The sequence below is a fragment of the Caballeronia sp. LZ024 genome (genome assembly GCF_031451455.1).
Classification (GTDB): Bacteria; Pseudomonadota; Gammaproteobacteria; order Burkholderiales; family Burkholderiaceae; genus Caballeronia; species Caballeronia telluris.
Genome location: NZ_JARUXL010000002.1, coordinates 575,154 through 601,157 on the forward strand (window position 1 = coordinate 575,154; position 26,004 = coordinate 601,157).

Annotated in this window: 19 protein-coding genes and 3 pseudogenes; 3 read left to right on the forward strand and 19 right to left on the reverse strand. The window is 60.4% G+C overall.

What is annotated here, in order from left to right:
- Window positions 1-56: 56 nt before the first annotated feature.
- Window positions 57-1,532: a PLP-dependent aminotransferase family protein gene (locus QCE48_RS17785; RefSeq protein ID WP_309784616.1), complete on the forward strand. Its 1,476-nt coding sequence runs from the start codon at window positions 57-59 to the stop codon at window positions 1,530-1,532.
- Window positions 1,533-1,558: 26 nt separating this feature from the next.
- On the opposite strand, the gene QCE48_RS17790 is transcribed toward QCE48_RS17785, so the two are convergent.
- The 5 genes and pseudogenes from QCE48_RS17790 to QCE48_RS17810 form a co-directional block, all read right to left on the reverse strand.
- Window positions 1,559-1,681: a hypothetical protein gene (locus QCE48_RS17790; RefSeq protein ID WP_309784615.1), complete on the reverse strand. Its 123-nt coding sequence runs from the start codon at window positions 1,679-1,681 to the stop codon at window positions 1,559-1,561.
- Between the two features lie 99 nt (window positions 1,682-1,780).
- The gene (locus tag QCE48_RS17795; RefSeq protein WP_309784614.1) at window positions 1,781-2,578 is read right to left on the reverse strand and encodes a CoA ester lyase; all 798 of its coding nucleotides are present in this window, start codon (window positions 2,576-2,578) and stop codon (window positions 1,781-1,783) included.
- A pseudogene (locus tag QCE48_RS17800) lies at window positions 2,575-3,949 on the reverse strand (MmgE/PrpD family protein). Before QCE48_RS17800 ends, QCE48_RS17795 begins: the two are co-directional and overlap by 4 nt.
- 21 nt (window positions 3,950-3,970) lie before the next feature.
- Window positions 3,971-5,365 (reverse strand): annotated as a pseudogene (locus QCE48_RS17805) (CoA transferase); the annotation flags it as partial.
- A 655-nt stretch (window positions 5,366-6,020) separates the two neighbouring features.
- A pseudogene (locus tag QCE48_RS17810) lies at window positions 6,021-6,243 on the reverse strand (IS5/IS1182 family transposase); the annotation flags it as partial.
- A gap of 141 nt (window positions 6,244-6,384) precedes the next feature.
- On the opposite strand from QCE48_RS17810, the gene QCE48_RS17815 reads away from it, so the two are divergent.
- Window positions 6,385-7,350 (forward strand): LysR family transcriptional regulator, encoded by a 966-nt coding sequence (locus QCE48_RS17815; protein WP_309784612.1) that lies wholly within the window; start codon window positions 6,385-6,387, stop codon window positions 7,348-7,350.
- On the opposite strand, the gene QCE48_RS17820 is transcribed toward QCE48_RS17815, so the two are convergent.
- From QCE48_RS17820 to QCE48_RS17870, 11 genes are all read right to left on the reverse strand, one after another.
- Window positions 7,347-8,093, reverse strand: a complete 747-nt coding sequence (locus QCE48_RS17820) for a siderophore-interacting protein (RefSeq protein ID WP_309784611.1) — start codon at window positions 8,091-8,093, stop codon at window positions 7,347-7,349. The two genes, QCE48_RS17815 and QCE48_RS17820, sit on opposite strands and share 4 nt — an antisense overlap.
- Before the next feature lie 122 nt (window positions 8,094-8,215).
- Window positions 8,216-9,745: a DHA2 family efflux MFS transporter permease subunit gene (locus tag QCE48_RS17825; RefSeq protein WP_309784610.1), complete on the reverse strand. Its 1,530-nt coding sequence runs from the start codon at window positions 9,743-9,745 to the stop codon at window positions 8,216-8,218.
- A complete protein-coding gene (locus QCE48_RS17830) occupies window positions 9,742-10,905 on the reverse strand; it encodes an efflux RND transporter periplasmic adaptor subunit (RefSeq protein WP_309784609.1) in 1,164 nt (387 codons plus the stop codon). Before QCE48_RS17830 ends, QCE48_RS17825 begins: the two co-directional genes overlap by 4 nt.
- Window positions 10,898-12,322, reverse strand: coding sequence for an efflux transporter outer membrane subunit (locus QCE48_RS17835; RefSeq protein WP_309784608.1), 1,425 nt, complete (start codon window positions 12,320-12,322; stop codon window positions 10,898-10,900). The genes QCE48_RS17830 and QCE48_RS17835 overlap by 8 nt, the downstream gene beginning before the upstream one ends.
- A 647-nt stretch (window positions 12,323-12,969) precedes the next feature.
- A complete protein-coding gene (locus tag QCE48_RS17840) occupies window positions 12,970-13,722 on the reverse strand; it encodes a flavin reductase family protein (protein WP_309784607.1) in 753 nt (250 codons plus the stop codon).
- Between the two features lie 37 nt (window positions 13,723-13,759).
- Complete coding sequence (locus QCE48_RS17845) at window positions 13,760-14,377, reverse strand: shikimate kinase (protein ID WP_309784606.1); 618 nt, start codon at window positions 14,375-14,377, stop codon at window positions 13,760-13,762.
- Complete coding sequence (locus tag QCE48_RS17850; protein WP_309784605.1) at window positions 14,374-15,180, reverse strand: hypothetical protein; 807 nt, start codon at window positions 15,178-15,180, stop codon at window positions 14,374-14,376. Before QCE48_RS17850 ends, QCE48_RS17845 begins: the two co-directional genes overlap by 4 nt.
- Window positions 15,164-16,339, reverse strand: coding sequence for a prephenate dehydratase (pheA, locus tag QCE48_RS17855; protein ID WP_309784604.1), 1,176 nt, complete (start codon window positions 16,337-16,339; stop codon window positions 15,164-15,166). Before pheA ends, QCE48_RS17850 begins: the two co-directional genes overlap by 17 nt.
- Before the next feature lie 121 nt (window positions 16,340-16,460).
- Window positions 16,461-17,567, reverse strand: coding sequence for a 3-deoxy-7-phosphoheptulonate synthase (locus QCE48_RS17860; RefSeq protein ID WP_309784603.1), 1,107 nt, complete (start codon window positions 17,565-17,567; stop codon window positions 16,461-16,463).
- Between the two features lie 98 nt (window positions 17,568-17,665).
- Window positions 17,666-18,517: an acyl-CoA dehydrogenase gene (locus QCE48_RS17865; protein WP_309794263.1), complete on the reverse strand. Its 852-nt coding sequence runs from the start codon at window positions 18,515-18,517 to the stop codon at window positions 17,666-17,668.
- Window positions 18,518-18,974: 457 nt separating this feature from the next.
- A complete protein-coding gene (locus QCE48_RS17870; RefSeq protein ID WP_309784601.1) occupies window positions 18,975-19,388 on the reverse strand; it encodes an acyl-CoA thioesterase in 414 nt (137 codons plus the stop codon).
- A gap of 1,902 nt (window positions 19,389-21,290) precedes the next feature.
- Between QCE48_RS17870 and QCE48_RS17875 the strand changes: the two genes are divergently transcribed.
- Window positions 21,291-21,926: a TetR/AcrR family transcriptional regulator gene (locus tag QCE48_RS17875; protein WP_309784600.1), complete on the forward strand. Its 636-nt coding sequence runs from the start codon at window positions 21,291-21,293 to the stop codon at window positions 21,924-21,926.
- 175 nt (window positions 21,927-22,101) lie between these two features.
- Here the strand turns inward: QCE48_RS17875 and QCE48_RS17880 are convergent, their stop codons facing one another.
- The 3 genes from QCE48_RS17880 to QCE48_RS17890 all read right to left on the reverse strand — a co-directional run bounded on the left by QCE48_RS17880 (window position 22,102) and on the right by QCE48_RS17890 (window position 25,413).
- Window positions 22,102-23,010, reverse strand: coding sequence for a CoA ester lyase (locus QCE48_RS17880; protein WP_309784598.1), 909 nt, complete (start codon window positions 23,008-23,010; stop codon window positions 22,102-22,104).
- A 62-nt stretch (window positions 23,011-23,072) separates the two neighbouring features.
- Window positions 23,073-23,816 carry an SDR family NAD(P)-dependent oxidoreductase gene (locus QCE48_RS17885; RefSeq protein ID WP_309784596.1) on the reverse strand — a complete coding sequence of 248 codons (744 nt, stop codon included), beginning with the start codon at window positions 23,814-23,816 and terminating at the stop codon, window positions 23,073-23,075.
- Between the two features lie 40 nt (window positions 23,817-23,856).
- The gene (locus QCE48_RS17890) at window positions 23,857-25,413 is read right to left on the reverse strand and encodes a 4-hydroxyphenylacetate 3-hydroxylase N-terminal domain-containing protein (protein WP_309784595.1); all 1,557 of its coding nucleotides are present in this window, start codon (window positions 25,411-25,413) and stop codon (window positions 23,857-23,859) included.
- Window positions 25,414-26,004 lie beyond the last annotated feature (591 nt).

Sequence of the window (26,004 nt, forward strand, 5' to 3'; positions counted from 1 at the left end):
CGATTTCATCCTTCTGTATCTGTCGCTACACTGCACGCACAGGCACGATCAGGGCAATGTTCCCCTCAAACCACGACGACCGCGCCGATCTGCCGGAGACCGGTGGGCCGCTCTATGAACGCCTCGCCGAACACTATCGCCGCGTCATCGCGTCGGGCGCACTTGCGCCGGGTGATCGCATGCCCTCCGTGCGCGCGCTGATGAACCAGCATCGCTTGAGCCTCGCGACTGCCCTTCAGGCTTTCCGGCGCCTCGAAGACGATGGCTGGCTGCTGGCGAAGCCGCGATCGGGCTATTTCGTGCGGCACCGTCCTACGACTAAGCTGGCGACCGTCCTGGAGCCGGAAATCGCGTCATTGCCGAAGCCAGCGCAATATGTCGGCCTGCACGAACGCATTTCGCGCGTGATCGAACGCACGCAGGCATATCCCGATGCCTTGAATCTTGGCGGTGCGTCGGCAGTGACGGAGCTCTATCCGACTGCGGCGCTTCAATCGCGTGCCATGAAAATCCTGCGGCATCGGCCGACGCTACTGACTGAAGCTGGTGAAGACGGCGGAGAGGTGGAATTCCGTCAGGCAGTGGCCAGGAGAGCGCTGGCCTCTGGCGTCGCGGTGTCGCCAGACGAGGTGATCGTGACCACGGGTGGCGTCGAAGGAGTCAACCTCGCCTTGCGTGCGGTGGCGCAACCCGGCGACACGATCGCGATTGAATCCCCCGCATTCTTCGGGCTGCTCCAGATTCTGGAGAGTCTCGGCCTGCGTGCGCTCGAAATACCCGCGAGTCCCACGACGGGACTCTCGCTCGAAGCGCTTGATATCGCTTTCGCCGCCTATGAAAACGTCAAGGCACTGGTTATCGTCCCGAATCTGCAGAACCCGGTCGGCTGCATCATGCCTGACGGGCGCAAGGCCGAACTCGTGAAGCTTTGCGCCCGTCACGGCGTTGCTGTCATCGAGGACGATCCCTACCGCGAGCTCGCCGGACCTGCCGATGCCGCAAAACCTCTCAAGGCCTGGGATCGCGACGGCGGCGTCATCTATTGCCCGTCGCTCAACAAAGTGCTTGCACCGGGCATGCGGCTCGGATGGATGTGCGCAGGGCGCTGGCACAACCGTGTGAAGATGCTCAAGTTTGCGCAGAGCCGGCACAACGCGATCCTTCCGCAACTCGTCGCGGCGGAATTCATCGGTTCGGGGGCCTTTGACCGGCATCTTCACCAGTTACGTGAGCGTCTGCGCGCACAGCGGGAAGCGACCGCCGACGCGATTGCCCGTCACTTCCCAGCGGGCACGCGGCTGAGTCCACCGCCCGGCGGCCTGTTCCTGTGGGTGGGGTTACCTGACGGTACGCAGTCCGACCGGCTTTTCGAGGCCGCGTTGACGCGGGGTATCCGCATCGCGCCCGGGTCGATCTTTTCCAACTCGAACCGTTTCGATGCCTTTATGCGATTGAGTTGCCCCAAGCCCTTCGATCCCGACATGGACCGTGCGTTGCATCAGTTAGCACGACTTGTTGAGGAAATCGCCTGATCTGAAGAAACGGCGCGAATTTGCAGTTAGGTGCCGTCAACTGCTGCTTTGAACGGCACGGTCAGCTCCGTCTGGAAGCAGAGGATCGTGAAAAGTTGACCTGCAGAGAAAGCCAGCGCATATGTGTGTTCCGGTGCGTCGATGGTCAACGGAGTTATCGCCAGAGCACTTGCGCCTAGAAGTTTTCATTGAAACCCAGATAAAAAACAAATCGATGACCCCGTCTTCGGTCGTTTGCCCGGCCTTCCTCAGTGCGCGCCCACAATTCGTCGCGCCTTCAAGATCACGGGCATATCGACCATCTTTCCGTCTACAGCTACCACCGCACCGGCGTTTGCGTCCACCGCCCGCAGCACGCGTTCGGCCCAAGCCTGCTCGGCCGCTGTCCACGCATAGGCACGATGCACGGCGTCGACCGGCTTCGGATGAACACAGAGCTTCGCGCCGAAACCAAGACGACGGCCGCGCCGTGCTTCGGACTCGATAGCGACGGGGTCGTCGAGCACGGTCGAAACGCCATCGACCGGCGCGCTCAAACCGGCCAGCCGCGATGCGAGCACGATCGCCGAGCGGAACATGTCGAGCTCCTCGCCGTCGCCCTCCACGTTCAGGTCAATCTGGAAATCCAGCGTGCCAAACACAATCCGCTGTACGTGCGGAGCCTCGCATAGCAACGTCAGATTGGCGAATCCCCGCGCGGTCTCAACGATCGGCAGGATTGTCAGCGCCGGGTGCGCATGCGCCAGCACTGCTTGAATCTGCTCGCGCGCTTCAGCGCTTGGCAACACGATTCCCGCCACGCCCGGGTGACTCGCGATCGCCGCTACGTCGTTGCCAAACCACTCGGTATCCGCCGCATTGATCCGTACGAACGCGGGCCGGACCGGGGTTATGTACGCCAGAACGGAATCGCGAGCGAGGAGTTTTTCTTTCGGCTGAACCGCATCTTCCAGATCGAAGATCACCGCGTCGGCGCCGCTCGCGCGAGCCTTCTCGACGCGCGCCGGACGATTACCCGGTACGAACAGATAAGAACGCTCGCTCATAACCGCACATCCACGTCGAAGAGCGAACCGATGCGTGCCTCCGATGCGATACCCCACGCCAGCTCAAGCAAACGCGACGCTTCTTCATCCGACGCCGCCCCGGAGAAATTCGCCAGCCGACGAAACTTTATCGCGATCTCCTCGCGCGAGAGCGTATTACCGGGATCTCCCTTCGGTTCGTCAACACGCCCGGTCAATTCGCGGCCATCGCGCGTATGCACCGTCACCTTGCCGACCCAGCGCGCGGGATAAGCTCGATCCACCTCTTCGTCCAGGACTATCTCCACCTTGCTTCGAAAAGCCACGACGGGTGCGGCGGCGTGACCTGCTTCGAACTCCGTCACACCCGCATATCCGTGATAAGCGACGAGCCCCAGCACCGTACCCATGTTGAACTTCGCCTGATGACGGTTGTGGGCGCGGTCACGGCGCCGAGCACGTCGATTGCATCTTGATGCACCTTCGCCGTCACGCGCTCAATGTCTTGCGGCGTCAGTCCGTGCTCCGCCATCACCTCAAGCAACGCATCCGCGGCAGGATGCGTATGACGGCAAGCGGCGTGATACTTGAACGAGGTTTCCGTCAGCGCCCAGCGTTCGCCCAGCCGGTCGGTGAGGCGTGCCGGGTCCGCGTCCGTAGACATGCCGGCCGCCATGCCCTTCTCACCCTCCAGGATGCGCGTCGCTCCCTTGAAGCTATCGGCGGCGAGACTAGCCGACATGAGACCGTTGGCGGCCGCCATGGCCGTGTGAAGCTGCTTGGAATCCGCGGCATCGCGCAAGAACTCCCACAGCCCGCTGGCTTGCGTGCCAGCTGAACCAAACGCGTCAAACATCTGCAAGGGCGATAACCCCAGCATCCGCCCCGCCGTCGCCGCTGCCGCCACGGTCCCGGCCGTACCTGTCGTATGAAAGACCTTGTAGTGGGAACGTCCGAGAAATTCGCCGATGCGAATCCCCACCTCGTACCCCGCCACCACCGCCGCGATAAAGTCGCGGCCCGACACATGCGCCGCCTGCGCCAGCGCCAGCGCTACCGGAAACGCGACTGTCGCCGGATGAAAGACGGAGCCGTTATGCACGTCGTCCTGTTCCACGAAATGCGAGGCGGCGGCGTTCACCATCGCGGCGAAATACGGCGTCGCGCGCGTGCGGTCGATCAGCACTTCCGCTTGGCTCTCACCGTTCGCCGAGCCCGCCATACTCGCGAACAACGCATACTCTCGACCGGCCGTGCGCCCTTGCCGCCAAGCGCCGATCCAAGCCAGTCGACATACAGGTTCACCGTGCGCTCCACGACGTGCTGCGGAATATCGTCGAAACGAATTGATGCCGCGAAGGTAGCGAGCGTCCGGCTGGGATGGTCGGTCATCATGGTGATCGCCTGAGAGGGTTAAATGGTGCCGGCTTCGCGCAACGCCTGGATCTGCGAGCTTTCGTAGCCGAGTTCGCGCAGGATGGCGTCAGTGTGTTCGCCCAGCGCCGGAACCGGATCCATGCGCGGCTCGAATTCGTTCGGCATGCCCGGTGGCAGCAACGCGGGAATCGGTCCTACCGATGTGCCCACCTCGCGCCAACGATCGCGCGACTCGAGTTGCGGATGCGCCCAGACATCGGCCAGCGTGCTCATCCGCGCGCTCGCAATACCCGCTGCGTCGAGCCGCTGCACGACCTCGGCCGCGGTCAGCTTGCTGAACGCAGCGTCAATCCACTCGCGCAGCACATCACGCGATGCCGAACGCTTGGAATTCGCGTCGAAGCGCGGATCGACAGCCAGCAACGGCTGTTCTAGCACGCGCTCGCAAAACATTTTCCATTCACGTTCGTTCTGCAAGCCCAGCATGACCGTCTTGCCATCTCCGGCCGGGAACGGACCATAGGGATAGATCGTCGCGTGCGACGCACCGGACAATGCGGGTGGGCTTTGATTATCAATTGCGTAGTACAGCGGATACCCCATCCACTCGACCATGCTTTCGAGCATCGACACGATGAACGGTGTCTTGGGCTCCCAGCGCGCCGGCGTGACGGTTAGCCGACGCTGCGTGAGATACCGATCGAGCGCCGTGCGCGCCAGCGGCGGTAGCGCGACCTTGCCGGGACGCCTACCCTTCCCGACCAGATGCAGCCAGTGATCGCCATGCACGCTAACGCGGACGTCGCCGAGTCTGGCACCGACAAGCTCACCCGCGCGCAGCACGGTCGCGTAGGCAAAGTCGAGTAGGAAGCGCAGTCGCTGCGCCGCCGGCTCCGACCAGCCGTACAACCACGCGAGCCCCTCGGCGATCGCGCGTATCAGCGCCCGTTCACCTTCGGTGAAGCCGCGTGCCGTGTCGAGTGGGGTCACGCGCGTCTTGCCGCGCACTTTGACGCCTGCAAAGGGGGTTGCGAGCACATGGCGCTGCTCGATGAGCCAGCGGAAGAGCGGCCCCAATATCGACAGTGCGAAGGCGGTCGAGCGCGCTGAGAGATTGCTGGCAAACGGCCTTCAATCAGGTGCGGTGCGCGGCCGCGGCGGCCCGGCTCAACGCTCTCGCGGCGCCGGCCGCCGCAAAAAAAATGCCCGGCATGCGATCGCGTCTTCGGTCGTCAGCGACGACAAGGCGCGACCGCGCTCCACGATCGCCCACAAGATCAGCCTTTCCGCCTCCTCGCGATAGGCGCGCTGATTGATCGGCGCCTCGTGCAGGGCAAGTCACGCCTCCGCGGCATCGTAGTCGTTGGCCGCGTCGAGCGTGCAGGCTTGACGCGGTGCGCGGAACGTGCCGACCGAGCCGTCGACCTGGTGCGCGCGCCATTGTCCGTCGAGGTCCAGTATTTCGATATCGCTTTTGGGAATACCATCCCGCGACCAATCCTGCTGAGGCTCCCGCGTCGATGTCTGCCAGTAGAGCCAGGCGGTTTCAATCAGGAAGTCGTCGTCCGCCCGTTCGAAGGCGTTGAAGAACGGATGATCCTCGCGCACGCGATGCAGCACATGCATCTGGCTCCATAGTCGGTAGCCCATCCCGCTCTTCGCGGCTTCAAGACTTTTCCAGAATGCAATCCGAAAGATCGCTTCACCCTCGGCGAGGGTGTGCTCGGCAGCGACAAGCGATTCGTGCTGCCATGGTCCGGCTTCACCGCTACTCCATCGGTCCGCGCGCAACATGTCGCCGTGCATTCGAAGATGTGTCAGCCAGGGATCGTAACGATAGATGTAGCTCATGCGATTCGGTGTGCAAAAAATAGAACCATGCGCGTAGGACACGAGCCGCACTCCGGCAATGCACATACAGTCGTATGACATGTCGGAGCTGCAGGAAAGGGACTGGGTCTTGCGACTCTCGATCACGGCGGTGGCCGTCCGGGCACATGCCGGTTGGCAACCGATTTCGGAAGAGGCCGAACTTGGCGTCAGCCTGACAGCAGCTCAGCCGGAGGCGCATAGTGACGTGCGCTGCCACCACTTGGCGCATGCACCCCACAGTCTTGACCCATCCGAAGCCTTGTTCGATCACCTTGCGCTTTTGCTTCGACATGGCGTCGCCACTCTCGAGGCAATCGTATCAGGCACGCTCGAACGCCGCCACGAGGTGTTTTGTGCAACGTGCGATGTTACCGTCATCTGTGACACGCCTCGATGAATTCCTCAGCGTCATATCCCTTATCTGCACCCAGCGTGACTACCTGCGGCAGCACGAAACGGAACACAAGCACCGCATCGACTGGTAGTGGCCGCATATATCCCTTGTGCTCGGCCGCGCGAACAAGGATGATCTTATAATTCGCAAAAATGGTCTAACAACGAAGCTATAGTTGCTAACAATGCAACCCATCGATTTCAACCTTCTGCTTGCGCTCGACGCACTTTTGACCGACGGCAGCGTAACGGGCGCCGCTGACCGCTTGAACGTGAGTGTCCCGGCGATGAGCCGCACGTTAAACCGCATCCGGGAGATGGTTGGTGATCCTCTGTTTGTTCGTGCGGGCCGCGGTCTTGTTCCCACACCGCGTGCTGAGGCATTGCGGGCGGGCGTTCATGAGGTCGTTGATCTCGCTACGGAATTGCTCCGCAGGACCGAGGTGTTCGACTTCAGGAACCTGCGTCGCACATTCACGATCCGCGCGGACGACGGAGCGACCGGCAGGCTTGGTCCGGACCTTCTTCGCGCGTTGCAGGATCTGGCGCCCCTTGTGACGATTCGCTTCACAGCGCAGGGTCGACAGGACATTGTCGCGCTCAGGGAAGGACTCATTGATCTCGATATCGGAGTCATCGAGGATCTCGGGCCGGAGATCGTACGTCAAACGTTGTTACATGACCGCTTTGTCGCGGTCTTCCGCAAAGGGCACCCGCTCGCGAGGTCACCACAACTGACCGTGAAGGAGTTCGTCAAGTATGGTCACGTCACCGTCTCACGCCGAGGTCTCCTGAATGGGCCGGTCGATGTCGAACTCGGGAAACATGGACTTTCGCGCCGTATCCAGGCGGTTGCGCCAACCTTCATGGAAGCGCTTTCGATTGCAAGAAACTCTGACCTTGTCGCCACCGTCGCCGATCGGCTCACGCAAAATGCACGTTATGACATGGAGCTTAAAAGCCTGCCTGTAGTCACCCCTCCGGTGACCATCTCCCAAGCGTGGCATCCGCGCTTCAACGCGGATCCGGGACATCGCGCATTGCGCCGGCTGATTCACCGGATCTGCAAACCTGAGGGCAACACCGATACGGACGTTTCCCCCGACGACGAAGCATCAGCCGCGAGGGGCGGCGTCCGTCAGGCAAACTAGTCCCGATGATCACGCGTGCCGATCTTCCAGTACACCTTGCTGCTCAGGCGATGTCTGTCCAATTTCCGGTGTTCGAGCCAGAACGTACGCCAGCTCCGGACCCATTCGGCCTCACCTGCCATCCAGACCTGCCCCGGACCATCCAAGCCGTTAATTCTTGCGAGAAGCAAGTCGGCCTCCTCCAGCGTATTCGTCCGCTGCCGCCAATGATGCCACTGCAAATGCAGCCGTTCCGGAGATTGAACCAGTTGCCGCTGCTCTTCATCATCGTGAACATCGATCACGGCCACGGTCCTAATGCCATGCGGCAGTCGCTCCATGATTGATTGAGCCGCGGGCCGCGCACTGGCGTCTGCGGCAATCCAGACCCATTTCGAGTCCGGCAGCAGAAAAAACCCACCGTTGCGGGGTCCTGCGATATCGACCTGATCGCCACGCCTGGCAGTTCGCGCCCAATCCGAAACCGACCCGCTATCATTGAACTCGCCATGCAAGACGAAATCGATATCTACCGTCCCTGCTGCGTCGTCGACGTGACGAATCGTATAAGCCCGCCCCTCGCGGCCAGAGGGGAACACCTTGACCCACGCGGCCGCCTCCCGGACGCCGTCCGACTCTATCCACGCACGAAGATCGGGACCGCCCAGAACGAGCCGGCGCATGCGTGGAGTAATCTCAAGAGTCTGCAACACGATCGCACTCACTCTTAAGCGAGGTGAGCGACGAAATGAATCAATGTCCATTGCAAGACTCCTACATAAAATTTATCAAACCGCTTCGATATGTCGCGCGTTCGCGGCAATAGGATCCAAGGCGGTTCTATCACCGAGGGAAGGGCTCGCCCGCCTGGTGTAGCCGCCCGGATTCAGAGTATCTTTTTAGGTGACCTTGCCAGCCAGACGACGGCTATCGACAGCGCGAATCCGATACTGGAGAGGAAAAAGAAATCGTTAAGCGAAAGCATGTCGGCCTGCACGATCACTTGGTGCCACAGGATTGCCCACGGCTGATTGCCGGAAAAGCCGTGTTGCTGAAGCCCATCGACGGCGTCGCGCACTCGGTCCTGGAAAGGCGTAAGTGTATCGATCAGCTTGTTCTGGTAGAACCGCGAGCGCCGATCCCAGAAAGTCTGGGCCAGCGAGGCCATCAGACTGCCCGACATCATACGAATGGCCGTCTGCAGTCCCGACGCAGCAGCTACGCGTTCGGGCGGAAGGCCGGCCAACGACAGCACCACGAGCGGCGTAAGGAACAGGCCAATCCCTATGCCTTGGGCGAGGCAAGCCAGTGCAATCGTGCCGGCGCCAACATCGGTGGTCATCGACGAGCGCCACCACGCAACCAGTGCCCACGCTACGAAGGCGAGACTAGCGAAGATCCGCGCATCCCCCTTCTGTACCCACTTGCCGAGCAGCGGAGCGAGCAGTATGCCGAACAGACCCATCGGCGCTGTCACAAGTCCGGCCCAGGTTGCGCTGTATCCCCTATCGGTTTGCAGCCACAGAGGAATCAGCACGAGCGCGGAGAAATACAGACCGAAACCAACTGCGACCGCAATAGTCCCCATCGTGAAATTCCAATGTGAAAACAGATGGAGATCGATGATCGGGTGCTTCTCTCCCAGCTCCCATACGACAAGAAAAATGAAGCCGAGCGCCGACAGAATCGCCGTAACGCTGATGACCGGCGACGAAAACCAGTCGAGAATTCGGCCACGATCCAGAGTCACCTGCAGGCAGCCAACAGCGACAGCGAGGAAGATCAGCCCCATGAAATCGATTGGCAGCTTCAGCGTTGGCGTATCCCGCCCCTTGAACAGCATGATGACTGCGACCACGACAAACAGGCCGACCGGCGCATTTACCAGAAAGATCCACGGCCAACTGTAGTCGTCCGTTAGCCAGCCGCCCAGGACTGGCCCAGCGACGGGACCAGCCATGATAGTCATAGCCCACATGGCCACCGCGAACGAGCGCTTGCCGGGCGAAAATATGGCGACGAGCAGCGCCTGACTGAGCGGAACGATCGGTCCCGAGACCATTCCCTGCAGCACGCGCGCAGCAAGCAACGTCTGGAAATTAGGCGCGAGGCCGCACAGTATCGATGCGACCGTAAACGCCGCGACCGCCGCCATGAAAAGGCGAACTTGGCCGAACCGCCTCGACAGCCACCCTGTGAGGGGAATGCAGATCGAGTTGGCGATCGCGAAAAAGGTGATTGCCCACTCGCCGATTTCGGAACTCACGCCCATATTTCCGGAAATCGTCGGAATCGATACGTTGGCAATCGTGATATCGACCACGGCCATGAACGACGCAAGACTTACCGCAATAGCCGCAATCACCAGTGTCATACCCGATAGCGGCGTAATGGGCTGAAGAGCGGCGCGTGTCATTTCTGCGCTCCATCGCTGCCGCTGAGCGCCGCGGCGGCGTTCTGGTAAGCCACGGCTTGCTGTTCCGTATAGAGCGACGTCTGTTCAACCGACGCTGTCCGCCTCCGGTCCTGCTTGGATGGGCACTTGCCTGTATCGATGTCGACCACGGTCGACATGCCGATACGCAGCGGATGTTGCGCGACTTCGTTCGGGTCGAGGTGGATCCGCACCGGCACACGCTGCACGACCTTGATCCAGTTTCCCGTGGCGTTCTGCGCGGGCAGCAGCGAAAATGCCGCGCCACTGCCTGCCTCGATATCGACTACTGTGCCGTTATAGACCACATGGCTGCCGTAGATGTCCGCTGTCACGCGAGCGGTCTGGCCAGGACAAACACCGGCGAGTTGCACTTCCTTGAAGTTCGCATCGACCCACACCTGGTCAAGCGGAACGACCGCCATGAGCCGTTCGCCAACCGCGACACGCCGGCCCAACTGCACGCTGCGCTGCGCGACCATACCCGAAACCGGTGAGCGGATCGTCGTTCGCTCCAGCATCAGCGCTGCGGCACGGACGCGTTCGAGGGCTAGACGCACGTCGGGATGGTTATCGACATCTGTGCCTCGAGTCTGGGCCAGAGCCCCTGCCTGGGTCTGCTGGGCCGCATTGAGCGCGGCCTGCGCCGTCTTGACGGTATCAGCGGCGTGGCGAGCGTCCTCCGCGGTGACTGCGCCCTCTCCTACGATGCTCTGACGGGCACGCAGGTCGGCCTGGGCACGGGCTAGCTCGGCCTGCCGCAGTGTGACCATTGCCGCGGTCTGGGCCTCGGCAGCGAATAGTCCGTGCGCCCGGCGGACAGTCTGCGCGAGCTCGGCCTGGGCAGCCGCAAGCTCAATACGCGCCTCACTCCCGTCGAGCGTTACCAGCGTTTGCCCGACCTGTACGCGGTCCGAGTTGTCGGCCATCACCGCCGACACAGGACCCGCGACCTGGGGAGTGATCGACACGACGTGCCCATTGACATATGCGTCGTCTGTCGAACGGAGCGTATTGCCAGATATGCCGTGCCAGACTGCCCATGCGGCGCCCGCCACAATCAGTACGCTGGCAATCAAGATCATCTGTCGGCGACGTCGCGACGATGCAGGGGTGACAACAGGCGTAGTGGTATCAGTCATGATTAATTCGTGCAGAAGTAATGGAGGAAGAGGGCGACCACGCCCCGCCGAGTGCCCGAATCAGGGATACTTGGGCATCCGCAACTTCGGCATCGGCTTCGGCCACACGTCGACGACTCAGTAGCAATGCCGTCTCAGTTGCGAGGAGGTCATTGGCATCTGAGAGTCCATTACGCTGGCGGATCTTTTGCAGATCGACGACGTGCGTCCAGTAACGGGCGGCCAGCTGTGCCTCCTGCTGGCGCTCTCTCGCAGCTTTCACCGCCGCGATGCCGTCCGCCACCTGCTGCAGAGCCGTTACGATGGCCGCGTTGTATGCGCTTACGGCTTCGTCGTATTCGGCAACCCGGCCTTTCAGGTGAGCCCGCAAACGTCCGCCTTCGAAGATCGGCAGCGTGATGGCCGGACCGATGCTGGCGAGGGTGCTGCTGGCACGCATCAGATATCCCAACCCCAGACTCTGGAGCCCAGCAAAAGCAACCAAATTCACATCCGGATAGAACGCAGCCTGTGCGACGCCGATTTCCTTCGCAGCCGCTTCGACGATGCTGCGCTGGGCCGATACGTCGGGCCGGTAACCGAGCAACTTCGCCGAAACGTCTGACACGGGCGCGGGATCGGCCAGCGTGTGGATATCAGGACGGCTCAGCGTGTCGGAAAATGCCGGCGTCTTGTTCAGCAGGGCAGCAATTTCATGCTGACGTCGTGCAATCTCGGCGGTGTAGCGCGCAATATCCAAACGTGTCTGGGTTACTGCATCGCGAGCCGTGACAGCATTGATGTCGGTTGAAAGACCCGCTTGCTGGCGGATTTGCAACAGGTGCAACACGCCGTCGCGCTGGGCAAGGCCTTGGGTCGCAACATCCCGCAGGCGATATGCAGCGTCCAGCTTGACGTAGGCCGAAACGAGCGCGGTTTCGAGCACGAGTTTCGCGTCAGCTGCTTCGAACTCCGCTGACTTGACCCTGAGCCTGGCCGCATCCGCCGCCTTGTGCCATTTGCCCCAAAAATCCAGTTGATAGACAAGCTTCACCCCGATCGCTCCGTCGCTGCCATAGCTGCCGGCATAAGGGTCGGGATAGGTGGAGTGGCCTGGAAAATGGTTAGCGTTGACCGACGCCGACGCGTCGACCGTGGGCAGCAGATTCGATGCGATACCAGCGCTCGCGGCTTCGGCTTCCTGCAGACGGGATTCGGCGATCTGGATAGAAGGCGAGTCGTGCGCGGCCAGGTCCATCAACATATTGAGTTGGGCGTCGCCGAACGTGGTCCACCACATCGGAAGCGCTTGTGGCGCGACCGCTTCCTGTCTTGCCGCAGTGATCTCGCTGCCCGCCTGCAGCACGCCGGGGTCGTATGCCGTGCGTGAGGGCTGCATGCCGCTTCCGCTGGCGCACCCTGCAAGTACCGCGACCATGATGGCGGTAGATGCCCCACAGGTCAGCCATCTGCATGAAGGGACATTCGAGCTGCTTACTTGCGGGGGCAGGCCGGGCTCGCAGGAAAAGCGGCGTCCTCCGAGGCCAGGAAGTTGGTGGGAGAGGGATGTCTGAATTTTGAGTCTCCGATTGAGTCCATGACTCGTATCCTGGACGACTCGCGCACTTGCATGAATAGTCCTGGTGATAACTTACACTTGCGGCACAAGCAATCCATGCAACTGGCAGATGGAGGTCGCAGCCGCACATTTCCGATCTCGATTACGGCCACTCGCCCTGCCGTACAGCGCAACGGGTGGTTGTACGTTCTCATTTCATCCGCTCAAGCCGGAGGTTCAAGGGGGCATCGCTCTGCCGAGCCCAGGCGAATTTCATCTATGGCGCTTTCGCAGCAAAGACGGTTTCACATGCAACCATCGGCAGCGGCAGGGTCCCTAGCGGTTGTATTGCCCGTACCCGCGTCTGAATCTGGGTGCCAGTCGGATGCGCACCGCTGGGTTGCAGAACTGCGATGCCAGCAACCAGCGTCTCGTCCGGGACACCGTTCTGCGCGCGCACCAACTCTCGGTCTAACCGTTGCAGCCCGGGACGGACGGCAGGTATGAGCGTGCAATGCCCTACGAACTCAAGCTTGCGTGTCGATACGACGATATCGGCCCTGGAAATACAGCAGCGGCTCGCGCGCCATATTGGCGCGCACCCGGCGCACGCGACCGATGAAGATCACGTGATCGCCAGCGTCCAACTGGTGGTATTTGCTGCACTCAAGGTTCGCGATGCAATGCTCAAGCACCGGCAAACCAGTTTCGCCTGCGCGCCAGTGGTCGCTGTTCCAGCGCTGCGGGTGACCGGCGAAAAACTTCGTCACGTCTTCCTGTTGGCCAGCATGCAGGATATTGATGGCAAAGTCGGCGCCGCGCTCGAATGCGGGCAAGGTGGAAGCGCTGCGCTTCAGGCAGAACAATACTAGCGGCGGGTCGAGCGAGACGGAGGTGAGCGAATTCGCAACCAGGCCGACGGGTTCGCCGCCCGCATCGGTGGTAGTGATGATCGTGACGCCCGTAGCGAAGCAACCGAGCGTCTGTCGCAGCAAAACCGGATCGACATTGGCCGGCGACACGCTGGCGGCCTCGCGCGGCCTGACTTCGTCGAGTCCAGTCAGCACGCGAACGGTGAGATCGGCGTGCGGCGCCGTCTCAATCGAATAATTCAGCAGCCGGAGCGGAACGAGCATTGCATTCGCCGCCCACTGGAGGCGCCGTTTGCACGCTAGCTTGATGGAGCGCCACAGGTCGTCGTTGGGAACCTTAGGCGAATCGCCCTCAACCTCTGCCAGAACCGGGTGTCCGTTGCGGTTTGTAAAGCGGTGTTGCTTCATATCTGCGATATCATTCTGCGTGAAGATGTGCACATGCTCACGCAGTGCGACGCGCCAGTTGAGCGTGAATTGTGTCGACCACCGCCGCGATAGTCATTCCCGTCGTATCGACCGAAACATCAGCGCACGCCCGATAGAGCGCCCCCCGCTGTTGCTCCAGCTCGCGTAGAGTCTGTAACGGGTCCGCAGTCCTGAGAAGCGGTCGTTCCGTACCAGTGCGGATGCGCTGCCACAGTGCCCTGGCATCCGCGCCGAGATGCACGACCGTCGCGCGGCGCCTCAACATGGCGCGGTTGCCCGCCGAGAGTACGGCGCCACCGCCGGTGGAAAAGACGACCGGCGGCCGGCTCGTGACATCGTCGAGCACAACTGATTCGAGCGTCCGAAACATCCGCTCGCCGTGGCGGCCGAACATGTCCGCAACTGAGCAGCCGGCTCGCGCCTCCAGTTCGACATCGGCATCGACAAAGCGAAAGCCAATACGCTCCGCTAAGAGAAGGCCCACCGTCGTTTTTCCCGAGCCCATCAGGCCGATTAGGCATATGCACCGGCGGAGTATGTCATCCCCGCTCGCTGAGCGGGTCGTCTGACGCGTTGTCGCAGAACCGCCGGCTCCCAACGCGAAGCGAAGATTCGTTTCGCTGAAGTTACTCATAAGCGTCTCCGGAGAGGCAGCGAGGCCCGCGTAGACGCCGAGACGCGGCGCGCCCGCACCGCGTTGGCGAATTCGTCGATCACTGCTTCGGTGGCATCGACCCGCAAAGTGGCCTCCGGTGAGGCTGCGGAAATTCCCCTGATCGCGACGCCGCCGACCGGATTCGCGCCGTGGATCAGATACTCGGTGACAAGACGGGCGAGCCGCACCTGTTCGCCGCTCACGCATGCCTGCCCAGTCATGTCGAGGATCGTCCGACGCCGGTCGGCTGCGGCGTATAGCACCGTCTCGTCTAGGAGATCAAGCGAATCCGGACCGTCGAACGGAATCAGCCAGCCCAGATCGGCGGCGCCACGCCGGCTCTCTAGGTAGTCGCGCGCGACCCGCGGGAACGCCTCTAACTGCGTACAAGACGTCGGCTTGAGTGCCCAGTTGGACTGCGGCACGTGGCGCCGAAGGTCGTCTTTGCTAGCGCTGCGGCATATCTCGGCCACTAACGGAAGCGCATCCGGCGTACTGTCGGAACGCGCGTAGATACCCGCCGGGTCCGACGTACCCGTCAGCAGCGCGATCTCGAGGTCGTCCCCATAGCTGCCCCGCAGACGGTCAACCCAATGCAGCAACAGCGGTTGGCCTCGCTGCCCCGACGCGATGCGCAATAGCACGATCAGACGGTCGTCACGCCCGTTGAAGATCGCGCTAAATCTGCGTGCGAGGGCCGCCGCGTCATGCGTTGAATTGCGCTCGCGAGAGCCGTTCTCCACTTCGCGTGCGACGTGTATCGGATCAGTTCGGGATGGCATTCGCGTGCTCCAGCGGATTGACGAGCGTGTCGCGATCGGCGTCGGCGGCAGGCGTGTCTGTCGCCGCAGCGAACGAACCCAACACCACTACGTCCTGGGCAGCTAGGCGAATCTCCGCCAACGCCGCTGCTACCGCGGCGTCATGTTGATCGCGCTGCAGTTCCACAAAGAACCGGTACGCCCACAGCTCGCTTTTGAGGGGGCGGGAATCGAGTCGGGTCACAGCAATCTCCCGGTCGGCAAGCGGCGCCAGCATACGCTGCAGCGCGCCGGGCCGGTTATCCAGTTCGATGCACAGCAAGGTGCGCGTGGCCCCGCGAACCTGCGGCTGATCCGGACCGATCACGTAGAAGCGCGTGCTGTTCTGACGCTCGTCTTGGATCGCCGCGGCCGCGATCTGCAATCCGTAGTGTCCAGCCGCTCGGCGGCTCCCGATCGCTGCGCTGGCCGGTTCCACGGTCGCTAATTGCGCCGCCCGGGCGTTGCTCGGCACGGTGCGCCGCGGCACGCCCGGCAGATGGTCATCGAGCCAGCGGCGGCACTGACCGAGGGCCTGCTCGTGACCGAGCACGCAGTCGATGCCGCTTAGTGCGCCGTGTTTCGACATCAGACTGTGCTGGACGGGAAGTACCACTTCGGCGCTCACGCGCAATCCCCGCGCCAGCATCAAATCGAGCGTGCGCGTGATGACTCCTTCAGTCGAATTCTCGATGGGGACCACGCCGAACGCCGCCCTCCCCTGCGTGACGGAGTCGAAGACCGCATCAACGCTCTCGCACGGGATCGAAGGATGCGCAACGCCGAAATGCGTGCGCATGGCGTCTTCGGTGTACGTGCCGAAAGGGCCAAGGTACGCGACTACAGGTTCGCTCTGCAGATAGCGGCTCGCTGTGAGTATCTCCCGCCAGATCAAGCGCAGGTGGGCGGCATCCAGCGGGCCAGCATTACGTGCGCACAGGGCATCCAGCAATTGGCCCTCCCGAGCTGACTGCAACACGGGCGCGTCGATACAAAACTTGGCCCCGATCTGTTGAGCGCGACTTAAACGCCGGTTCAACAAGCCCAGTAGTTGCTCATCGATCGCATCGATTTCCGCGCGAAGTGCGTCGATCTCATCCTGCGCGAAGGCGACCGGTTTCGGTTCTGCGAGTTGACTCATCTAAAACACCTCCTCTAAAACGTGCTAGAACCGGGGAGCCTGCCGTTGCCTGACTGCCGCGGCACGAGCCCGATTGCGTTACCCGCGTGGTCTCACGCACCGCGCGGGTCTGAGTCAGCGCTCAGTCGGCCACCTGCAAACGACCCTTTGCCTGGTTTTGCTCGTTCGCTCCCTTGCGGAGTTGGCCCTGTCGCGACGCATTGGCTAGCCGGCGCAGCAACGCCTCCGTGTCACTCCAACCGATGCATGCATCGGTCACACTCTGTCCATAAGTGAACACCGCCCCCGCGCCGAAGCTTTGCCGGCCCTCGACCAGGTTCGATTCGATCATCACCCCGGCGATGTGCTCATCGTTGTTCGCTATGCGCTCACACAAATCGTCGCATACGCGCAGCTGGTTTTCGGGAAGCTTGCCGCTATTGCCGTGGCTCGCGTCGATCACTAACCGCTCGGGCAGACCCTTCTGATTCAAAAGCGTGCACGCAGCCGCCACGCTCGCGGCGTCGTAGTTCGGCCGCTTGCCGCCGCGCAACACGAGATGCCCCTCGCGATTGCCAGTCGTAGCGACCTTGGCGAAGTGGCCGCTCTCGGTAATGCCCAGATAGCAGTGAGCGTGTCTCGCCGCTTGAATCGCGTCGATCGCGATATTGACATTTCCGTCAGTTCCGTTCTTGAAACCGATCGGACACGCGAGGCTCGAAGCCAGTTCGCGATGGATTTGCGATTCCGTGGTTCGTGCGCCGATTGCACCCCAGGTCACCAGATCTGCGAGGTAGTGCGGCGTGGTCAGATCGAGAAATTCCGTGGCGATAGGCAAGCCCACGCTGGTGATGTCCAGCATCAATTGCCGGGCGAGCCGTAACCCTTCCTCCATCGCGTGGCTATCGTCCAGATGAGGATCGTTAACCAAACCTTTCCAACCGATCGTGGTGCGCGGTTTCTCGAAGTACACTCGCATCACGATTTCGAGGTCCTCGTGGAGCGAGATACGCTGAACCAACAGACGTGCTGCGTACTCGAGCGCCGCGACCGGATCGTGAATCGGGCATGGCCCGACAATCACCAGAAGCTTGCCGCTGCGCCCGTACAGCACATCCGTGACCGCTTCTCGCGAGTGAGCTACACACTGCTCGCTGTCCGCCGCGCGCGGTAGTTGCCGCTTTAACTCGGCCGGACCAATCACTTCCGTAATCGAGCTGATGTTCCTGTCTGTAAACGACGCAGTCATGTGCCCACTCATATAGCGAAATTGGAAACAGCCGAGGCATTCGCCACGCGTCAGAACGGCCGCTACGACAGGGCTGAACCACCGCGCCGCCGTCCGACTTAACCGAGAAGCCGCTGCATCTGATTAAAAATGTTCTTGCGATGCATCTCATCTGTGCCGCCCACGCTGGAAAAGCCTAGCGCATCCTTCACCAACTGGCCGATACAGCCGTTGTGGTAACCGACGCTGCCGTACAGCTTCACGAGGCTCGTTGCGCTGCTGATCAGATCTTCCGCGCCAACCACCTTGGCAATCGAGCAAGACAGCAAAGCTTCAGGATGATTGTTCAACAACTGACCGAGCGCGCCGTAAGCCGACCAGCGGCTACGCTCCATACCGATCTTCATGTCGACAAGACGCTTTTGGATGTACTGATGCGAATCGATCGTGCTCTTAAAGCTGGATCTGTTCGCCACGTATTGCATCGCCTCAGCGACGAACGGCGCGAGAAGATTCGCGGCAGCAAGACCATAATAGAGACGACCAAGCGAGATTATGTCGATCAGATGACCAAGGCCGCGACTCGGCTGCCCGAGAATCTGCGAGGCACAGACATTCACGTCGTTGAAATGTAGCTGCCCTGTCGGCAGGTTGCGGTTGCCGAGCTTGTCATCCTCGGATCCGGTCTCAATTCCAGGAGTATCGCGGTCGAGCAGCACCAGAGTGATGTTGCTCGATTCACGCCCAACCAGACGCGTAACCACCAGAACGAAATCCATGATGGGGGCGTGCGCAATATTGAATTTCGTGCCGTTCAGGCGGTAACCGTCTCCGTCTTCGCTCAGCGTCGTCTCGATACTGCGCACGTCAGTGCCGGTTCTTGGTTCGGCGATGCCGGTCGCACTTACCTCACCGCGCAGAATTGCGCCGAGATAGCGCTCCTTTTGCGCGGCACTGCCGTGACGTACCATCGCCCGCACCATGCCAGCCTGCGCGATCCGACAACAGCAGTTCTGGTGTGCGAATCGAACCAGACAAGCCTTCCAGCGCTGCCGTGAAGCCCCACCAATCTTCGGCTTCGCCGCCGTACTCGGGTGGTACGATCAAATGCCAAAGGCGCTCGTCGCGTAGACGGCTCCAGCCGGCGTAGTCGAAGCCTTCCGTTCGCCCATAACGCGCGCTGGCAATTTCCCCGCCAATCTCGGCATAGCGCGTACGCAGTCTTACCTGTTCAGTTGTGCATGCAGAAAGCATAGCTATCCTACTCATGTGACGGGTTTAGCGAGGGGACTCTTGTGGGTCGCCCCCCGCGCCACCGGATCGCCGTTCTATAGAGAAAATTCCCGCTGGCACGGCCAACGGGTCCGGCGTTGAAGAGTCAGTCGGCCCGTAGCCACACAGCCGTACCGCTCCGGAACGTTCACCGGCTTACTCGACCTGATAAGCGTTGACCTGGTCCTTGAAGGTATTCGGCACAACTGTGCTGCGGTTGGCTTCGTAGTCGAACATCACGTGCGTCGAAAAACCCTTCGCGACGATAGTGCTGCTCTCGTCGTTGCGATGCATGATGTGCTCCATTTCAAAGCTCTTGGTGCCAAATTTCGTGACCCTGCTCTTGACTGTCAGCGTGTCTCCGTAGAACGCCGGTTGGGCGTATTCACACGAGGTCTTAACCATGATGTGCGGCAGCTTCTGATCGCGCGGCAGCTTCAGTAGGTCGAACATGTAACTGAGATACGAGTGCTGCAGGTAGTCGTAATAGACCGGACTGCTCACATGCCCCATCGAATCCGTGTCGCGGTATTTGACTTCGATTACCGTGTTGTAACCCTTATCGCCCATGATGTGTGCCCAAAAGAGTGTTGACAGATCGAGTATCAAGCGCCGCCGCGCCGCTTAAACATCGCGGCAAAATCCCTGGACCGCGGCACTGATACCTAGCGTTACGCCTGATTTATCGGAACGGAGCCTTATGTTGCGGGTGATCTTCTTCACTCGCAACTCGTGTTTTATCAACACGCTTGACGTAGATAGCAGTGCAGTGTTTCATCCCTCCGCCGGCAGATACTTCCCATACGATTCGTGACCGATCGCGCATTTATTATGCATATTTGAGATATGACGAGCATCGCTAAACTTCGTCCTGACCCGTATCTACATTGACCTCCACATATTTTGCATGCCTACGGGACTGTTATCCTATTGAACGCTGCGAACCCGGACGATACTCGATATTAAAAAACCACCTGCCGGACACTTACCGTGGCGATCTCGCCAGCTCACCGCCCCATATGGTCTAACGCATAAGTCGTTTCGCTCCACTACTCGCATTCGTTCTTTTTGTTGGACATTCAGGCGACTACGGTTCTTCATGCCTAAGCAAAGCGCGTGGCCGTATGAAGGAACCATGGGTGATCGGCCGCAATGACACACCGATGCCTTGTTAATTGACTTTCTAATCCCAAAATTCTTGGTACCTCAGGATACCGAATGGATATCTCGGTAGGGTCGAGATCGATCCGGAGATCAGATCCACAGCACCTCAATGCGCCAGGCATTTGAACAGAGGTGCAACTGATCGCACCCGGAGAAGGCGCCTGGAAGCAGAGCGTAATGCGCGTTCCTATCGTCAGCGCCGCCGGCCACGAAAATACTTGGCCGGCATATGCGCTGGCGGTTCAAGCGTCTCGTCTCGGTTACTTCGCGCCGCACGTGAGCGCCCCCAACCTAAAAAAACACTTGCAGTCGGTATGAATTCGTATGCGTCAGTTCATCCCGTCTTGAATGCTATCCCGTACGCTGAGAAGGTGCTTCCAGCGTAACTGGCGGAACAATACGTTTAACGATACGAGTTTGGAGAGGCATGGTGCCACGGGGGCTCGACGGACTCGGCAAGGCGAAGCGATCTGGCGTGAGATGGTCTTTTGCCTGGAGAGCGAGCGGGACTTTCGCACGGCGTTCCTGTCGTGAGTATGGGCTTCGCTCGGCGCGCTGGGCCGGCGAGGCAACTATCCGCGCGGGCCGGTGTATCAAGGCACGATCATAGAGCGCCGACATACGCAAACGGTCGTTCAGACCAACATGGGCCGGCACCGCTGGTGCGAGACCTGTACCACGATCAAGCCGATAACACGGCCAATCCAGTCCACGCGGTCTGGCCGCAGCAGCGCGCCCGGCGAGAGAACTTCTTCACTGGCGACATGCGCCAGTTCGCCGACAAACACCTGAGCGAGCCCGTCGGCCTCATCGTTTGGGAGAATTCTAAACCGGGCTCGATTATCTTTACAGACGCTGAGTAATACTGACGTGTCTCGTAAGGCATACTGCTCAATATCGTCGACATCTAATTGATGCGATGTCTAGATTGGATTTGCTGACGGATACAGTACAATCGGTGTCCCTACTATCGCTTCTTGCAGTAGCGGAATTGGAAGTATCATCCGCATGCAATGCTTTCCAAAGCTGACTTTTCGTGATTATCTGTTTGCTCTGCGCGAGCCGAATTCTTCGTCGCGATTCAGACTTAACATCGCAGTCCATATGAGTTGGCGGCGAAACGTAGCGGAGAGGCAGATCTAAAAGGACAGTAGAGATGTCGTAGATATACGCCTTGAAGTACCGCGCTTCAACCGACTGAATTCAATTACATTACAAGGAGATGGAGCGAACGTTCGCGAGGCGCGCGGGGCATCGGCCCCGTGTGAATCGTATTGTGACACTCGAGTTCGTGCCAAGAGCCCCAAAATGAAATGTGTTCCCCAACTGCGCAAACAGCCCAAGCAAGCCCGCTCGGAATACTTGGTTGAGACAATACTCGAAGCCGCCGGCCGTGTCCTCGGCGAACGGGGTTACGCCGCCACCACGACAAATCTGGTTGCTGCCCGCGCGGGAGTGAGCGTCGGCTCGCTATATCAGTACTTCCCAAACAAGGATTCGCTAGTCGCGGCGCTGCATGAACGCCATGCCCGACAAATGGATGTCGCAATCGATCGGGCGTTGCTCGCCACCGAGCGGCAAAGCTTGCCGCCGCGGATCGCGGCGGTTGTCCGGGCCATGCTGCTCGCGCATCAGGACTCACCACAACTGCATCGCGTGCTCGAACAGGAGTTCCCGTTTTTCGACGCGCCGGCCGACCAGAGTCCGGCTGATCAATGCATCCTCAAGAAAATTCTCGGCCTGCTCGGCGATTACAGTGAACAGCTCTCGCCGCACTCCCTGGATTTGGCGGCGTGGATCATCATGACGGTCACCGGATCGCTGGTGCACGCTGCAGTGATTGATCCGCCGGCGGGCTTTACGCTCAGCACGATCGAAGCCGCGATTACACGAGTGGTACTAGGTTTTCTGACCTACGCTGATGATCCCGCCGAAGTGGACTGAGCGTTTGTCAAAATGGCGCCCCCGCCTTCATTCGAAGGCCTTGACTGTGCCATAAAAAGCTAAGTCGACGTGCCGAAAGAACTCGCGTTCGAGCCAACAGACATGGCCGCGACAGTTGGTGAACATACGGTGAGACACTATTTTCCAATAGGTGATGATCGGGGCCAACGGAAATTCATCCGCGTGGGGCGAGCGGCAAGCGCCGTAACTTCTCGTGCCGCTCCAGCAAGCGCTTCGCGGCGAAGTAACTTGGGTATTCGATAACCAGCCCGCCGACCTTTGCGCGGGTGTCACCATTTACGCGAGCCGCTTCGAAAGCGCCGATCTGACTCCGCGCTATCGCGACCTCTTTCGACGATGGCGTCAACGCATGATTGGTCAACTCGACGAGCCCAGGATTGACCACCGCCTTGGCCTTGTAGCCGATCGAACGCGAGACCCGCATGTCCGCCTGGGCACCTTCGGCGTCAGAGAACGTATAGGGACAATCAATCGGCACCACACCGGCTGCCGCGCATTCGAGCAGGAAGCGCGAGCGCGGGTACAACAGTTCGGTACCTTCGCGACTGCGATCGGCTCCCAGATCGACGACCATGTCTTCGGTGCCGACCAGCATCGCTTTGATCCGCTCGCTGCTATTGGCGACTGCGATGGAATTGACGATGCCGCGCGCGCTTTCGATGTTCGGCACGATCTGCGTTGAACCAACTTTAAGATTCAGTTCCCGCTCCAGCTGGGTAATTGCGCGATCGAGTTCGACGACCTGCTCCGCTTGCTCCACCTTCGACATCATGACGAAAGCCGGGCGCGCAGCCATCACTGAACGCAGGTCGTCGAGTCCGCAGGTCTCGAACGGATTCACCCTGACTGCCGTCATGATCCCCTGGCTACGCCACACGTTGTAAGCCTCGGCCGCGAGTGTGCGCGCTTGCGGACGACGTTCGGCTGGCGTGAAATCCTCGAGTTCTTGGACGATTACATCGGCGCCCGTACTGGGCGCATCGAGCAAGGACGAAAGGTCTGCACCGGGAACAAACAACCACGATCGCAACAAAGTGAAATCGTTATCTGGCAGAAAAGTCATGAAAGACCTCACGTTGGATAGAAGCGCGCGGAAGTGCAGGGAGCGCCGCACGCGAGACAAATCTAGAGCATGGCAAGGCCACCGTCGATCGGCAGCGTCGTGCCGGTCGCAAATGATGCGCGGCCTGACAGGAACCAAGCGATGGCATCGGCCGCTTCCTCTGCACGCCCCTCTCGCTTCAACACAGTCATACCGTGCAACCGGCCGAGTTCACCCGATCCTTCGGTGGTGCGGTCAAGCATCGGGGTGCGGATCACCGCTGGCGCCACGCAGTTGACGGTAATGCCGAGCGGGCCGAGTTCGCGCGCCAGAGTCTTGCTCATGGCGATAACCCCGCCCTTACTGGCGGCATATGCTACCGTGCCGGCAAGACCGCCGCCGCGAATGCCGGCGACACTCGACACGGTACAGATGCGCGAGCCCGGGCGCATCACGGTGGCAGCCTCGCGAATCGGCGTAAACGTGCCAACAACGTTGATCTGCATGACCTCGAGGATGCGGGCGGCCGACAACGCCGACCATTCGGTAGTGTCGACCACCCCGGCGCAAGTGGCAAGCGCATCAATCCAGCCGCGCCAGCGGATGATCGCGCGAAACGTCTCAGCCACGCCGGCTTCGTCGCAAAGATCAACCGCAAAGGCGCGAGCCCGCTCGCCGAATTCGTCGGCACGCGCCGATACGGCGCGTGCATCCCGATCAACGCAGGCAACGTCGAAGCCGTCACGCACCAAGGCATGCACCGTTGCCGCGCCGATGCCGCTTGCCGCACCAGTAACGACGGCGACCTCGCGGACGAAATGGGTCATGGTGGCAATTTCCCCAATGATGGTGCTGAATCAGCGTCGATTAGTGGCTAGCCGACTGAGCGCCGACTGCGCGCAGATCAGGGGCGAGCCAACCGTTCAGGTCATACTCGCTCATACATTGCTCGACAAACGCATGCATCTCGCTGCTGCGACCGGTGGCGTGCGCGATGTTGAAGGTGTCGATGCGGCTCTTCTCATAACTCCCCGAGTAGTTGATTTCGTAAAGTTCGTGGCGCGAGGCGAATTCGGAGCCGATTGCATCCCACAGTAATTTCATCAACTTAACGCGTTCGACCGAGTCAACGCCGTCCGACCCCCGCACATAGCGATCCAAATAGGAACGCTCCTCGGCCTGCGCGAAATCGGCGGCGTGCGACGGCAGATAAATTAGCGAACTGGCCACTGTCTTCCGGATCAGGTTGATGACCCGACTATACGAGTCGCCCGCGATCGAGCGGTAAGCGAGCGCCGACTCGATGTTTGGCAAGACGAAATCGTCTTTCCACGGATCGGCACGCCACGCCATCGAATCAGACAAGCTCCACAGCATGTGGCGCAAAGCAATCGCTTCGCCCACCGCGCCCTGCACGCCCTGAAAGCCCCTGGTGCCAGCCATCGAGACTGCTTTCAGGAACAGCCCACAAATGAAATCAAACTTAACAGCCAGACGGGTGCAACCGTGCATCAGCGTTCGACCGAAGAAGCCTGAATGTTCAACAAAGCGGTTCGACATCTCGACGCCGTACATGAAGACGTCCTCCCAAGGAATCAGAACTTTGTCGAACACCAGAATTGAATCGTTCTCGTCCATCCGGCTCGAAAGCGGGTGATCGAACGGCGTACCGGTGAGCGTCGCGTTCAATTCATATGACTGGCGGCAGATCAGCTTCACGCCGGGGGCGTTAGTCGGGACTATGAATACCGGTGAATACTTCTTGTCGCTGTACATCACGTTGTAGTGCGCCACGAAGGTAAAGTGCGTAAGCGCGGCGCCGGTTGCGACGACTTTCGCACCGCTCACGACTAGGCCCGCGTGAGTCTCCGCTTCGACGTGCACAAAAACGTCGGAATGGTTGGGATCGAGATGCCGGTCCACCGGCGGATTGACCACAGCGTGATTGATGAACGGTAGTCGGCGGCGCGCAATGTCGTACCAGCGCTGGGCATTAGCACCGTATTCGCCGTACAGCTCACGGTTGGCCCCGAAAGTGCCAATCCATGCAGCTTTGAAGTCGGGTGTGCGGCCCATCCACCCGTAGTTGATGCGCGCCGTCTCGGCTATCGCATCGCGCGCGCGTAGCTGCTCGTCGGCGGAACGCGGCGCCTGGAAGAAACGATGGCAGCGCATGCCACTACCGTCGTCCATCTCGGTAGTGAGGACGTCACGGCGTTTCGGGTCATGCAAAGCATCATAGAAGCGCGCAATCATCCGGGCAGAATTGCGAAAGGCCGGGTGTTCGACCACGTTTTCGACACGCTCCCCGTTCAGCCAGATCTCGCGACCATCGTTCAGGCTGGCGAGGAATTCGCTACCTGTGTACATTGCATTGTCGTGTCCTTGCCCAGCGAATGCCTCGACCATTGGTTCGATCTTCATTATATTACCCTCGTTAATGATTAGCATAACGTATATTGCTTTTCGGCGTTGCGAATCGATTATCGCGACTTCTACGTGTGAAAATGTGCATGCGGCTTAGCCATGCAGTTCCGTCATCGCATGGCTCAGGACAGGCATCAGTGAGAGAAAGCTTATGCGTCGCCGAGGACTACTGACAACTCGCATTTCTTATTTGAAGCAAATAGACGTCTCCAAACGAGCTCTGTCGCGAGCCGAAGCAGCGTACAATGCGTCATGGGCGCGCGCCAACACTGCGCGCCCGATGCCATCGTTCACAAGCATCATCCCCCACGCGCAACACAACATTAGCGGTTGGACTACTCGCATTCGTTATAAACGTAGTAAAGTTGGGGCCGCCTGAGAAAACGGAAAAATCGCTCGCTGGCGGTTGCCGACGCCCTTATCCAGAAGCCGCCCCCAATGACGACGCCATGAGCGTCGGAATTCAACTAGTCGATCGTCGACGCCACGCACGAAGCGGGCGTGAGCAACGACGTCATCACCGTATTTGACGCGCTGCCCGAGCAGGATTACGCCGACGCCGATGCCGTCGAGCAGTTGCTCGGCGGC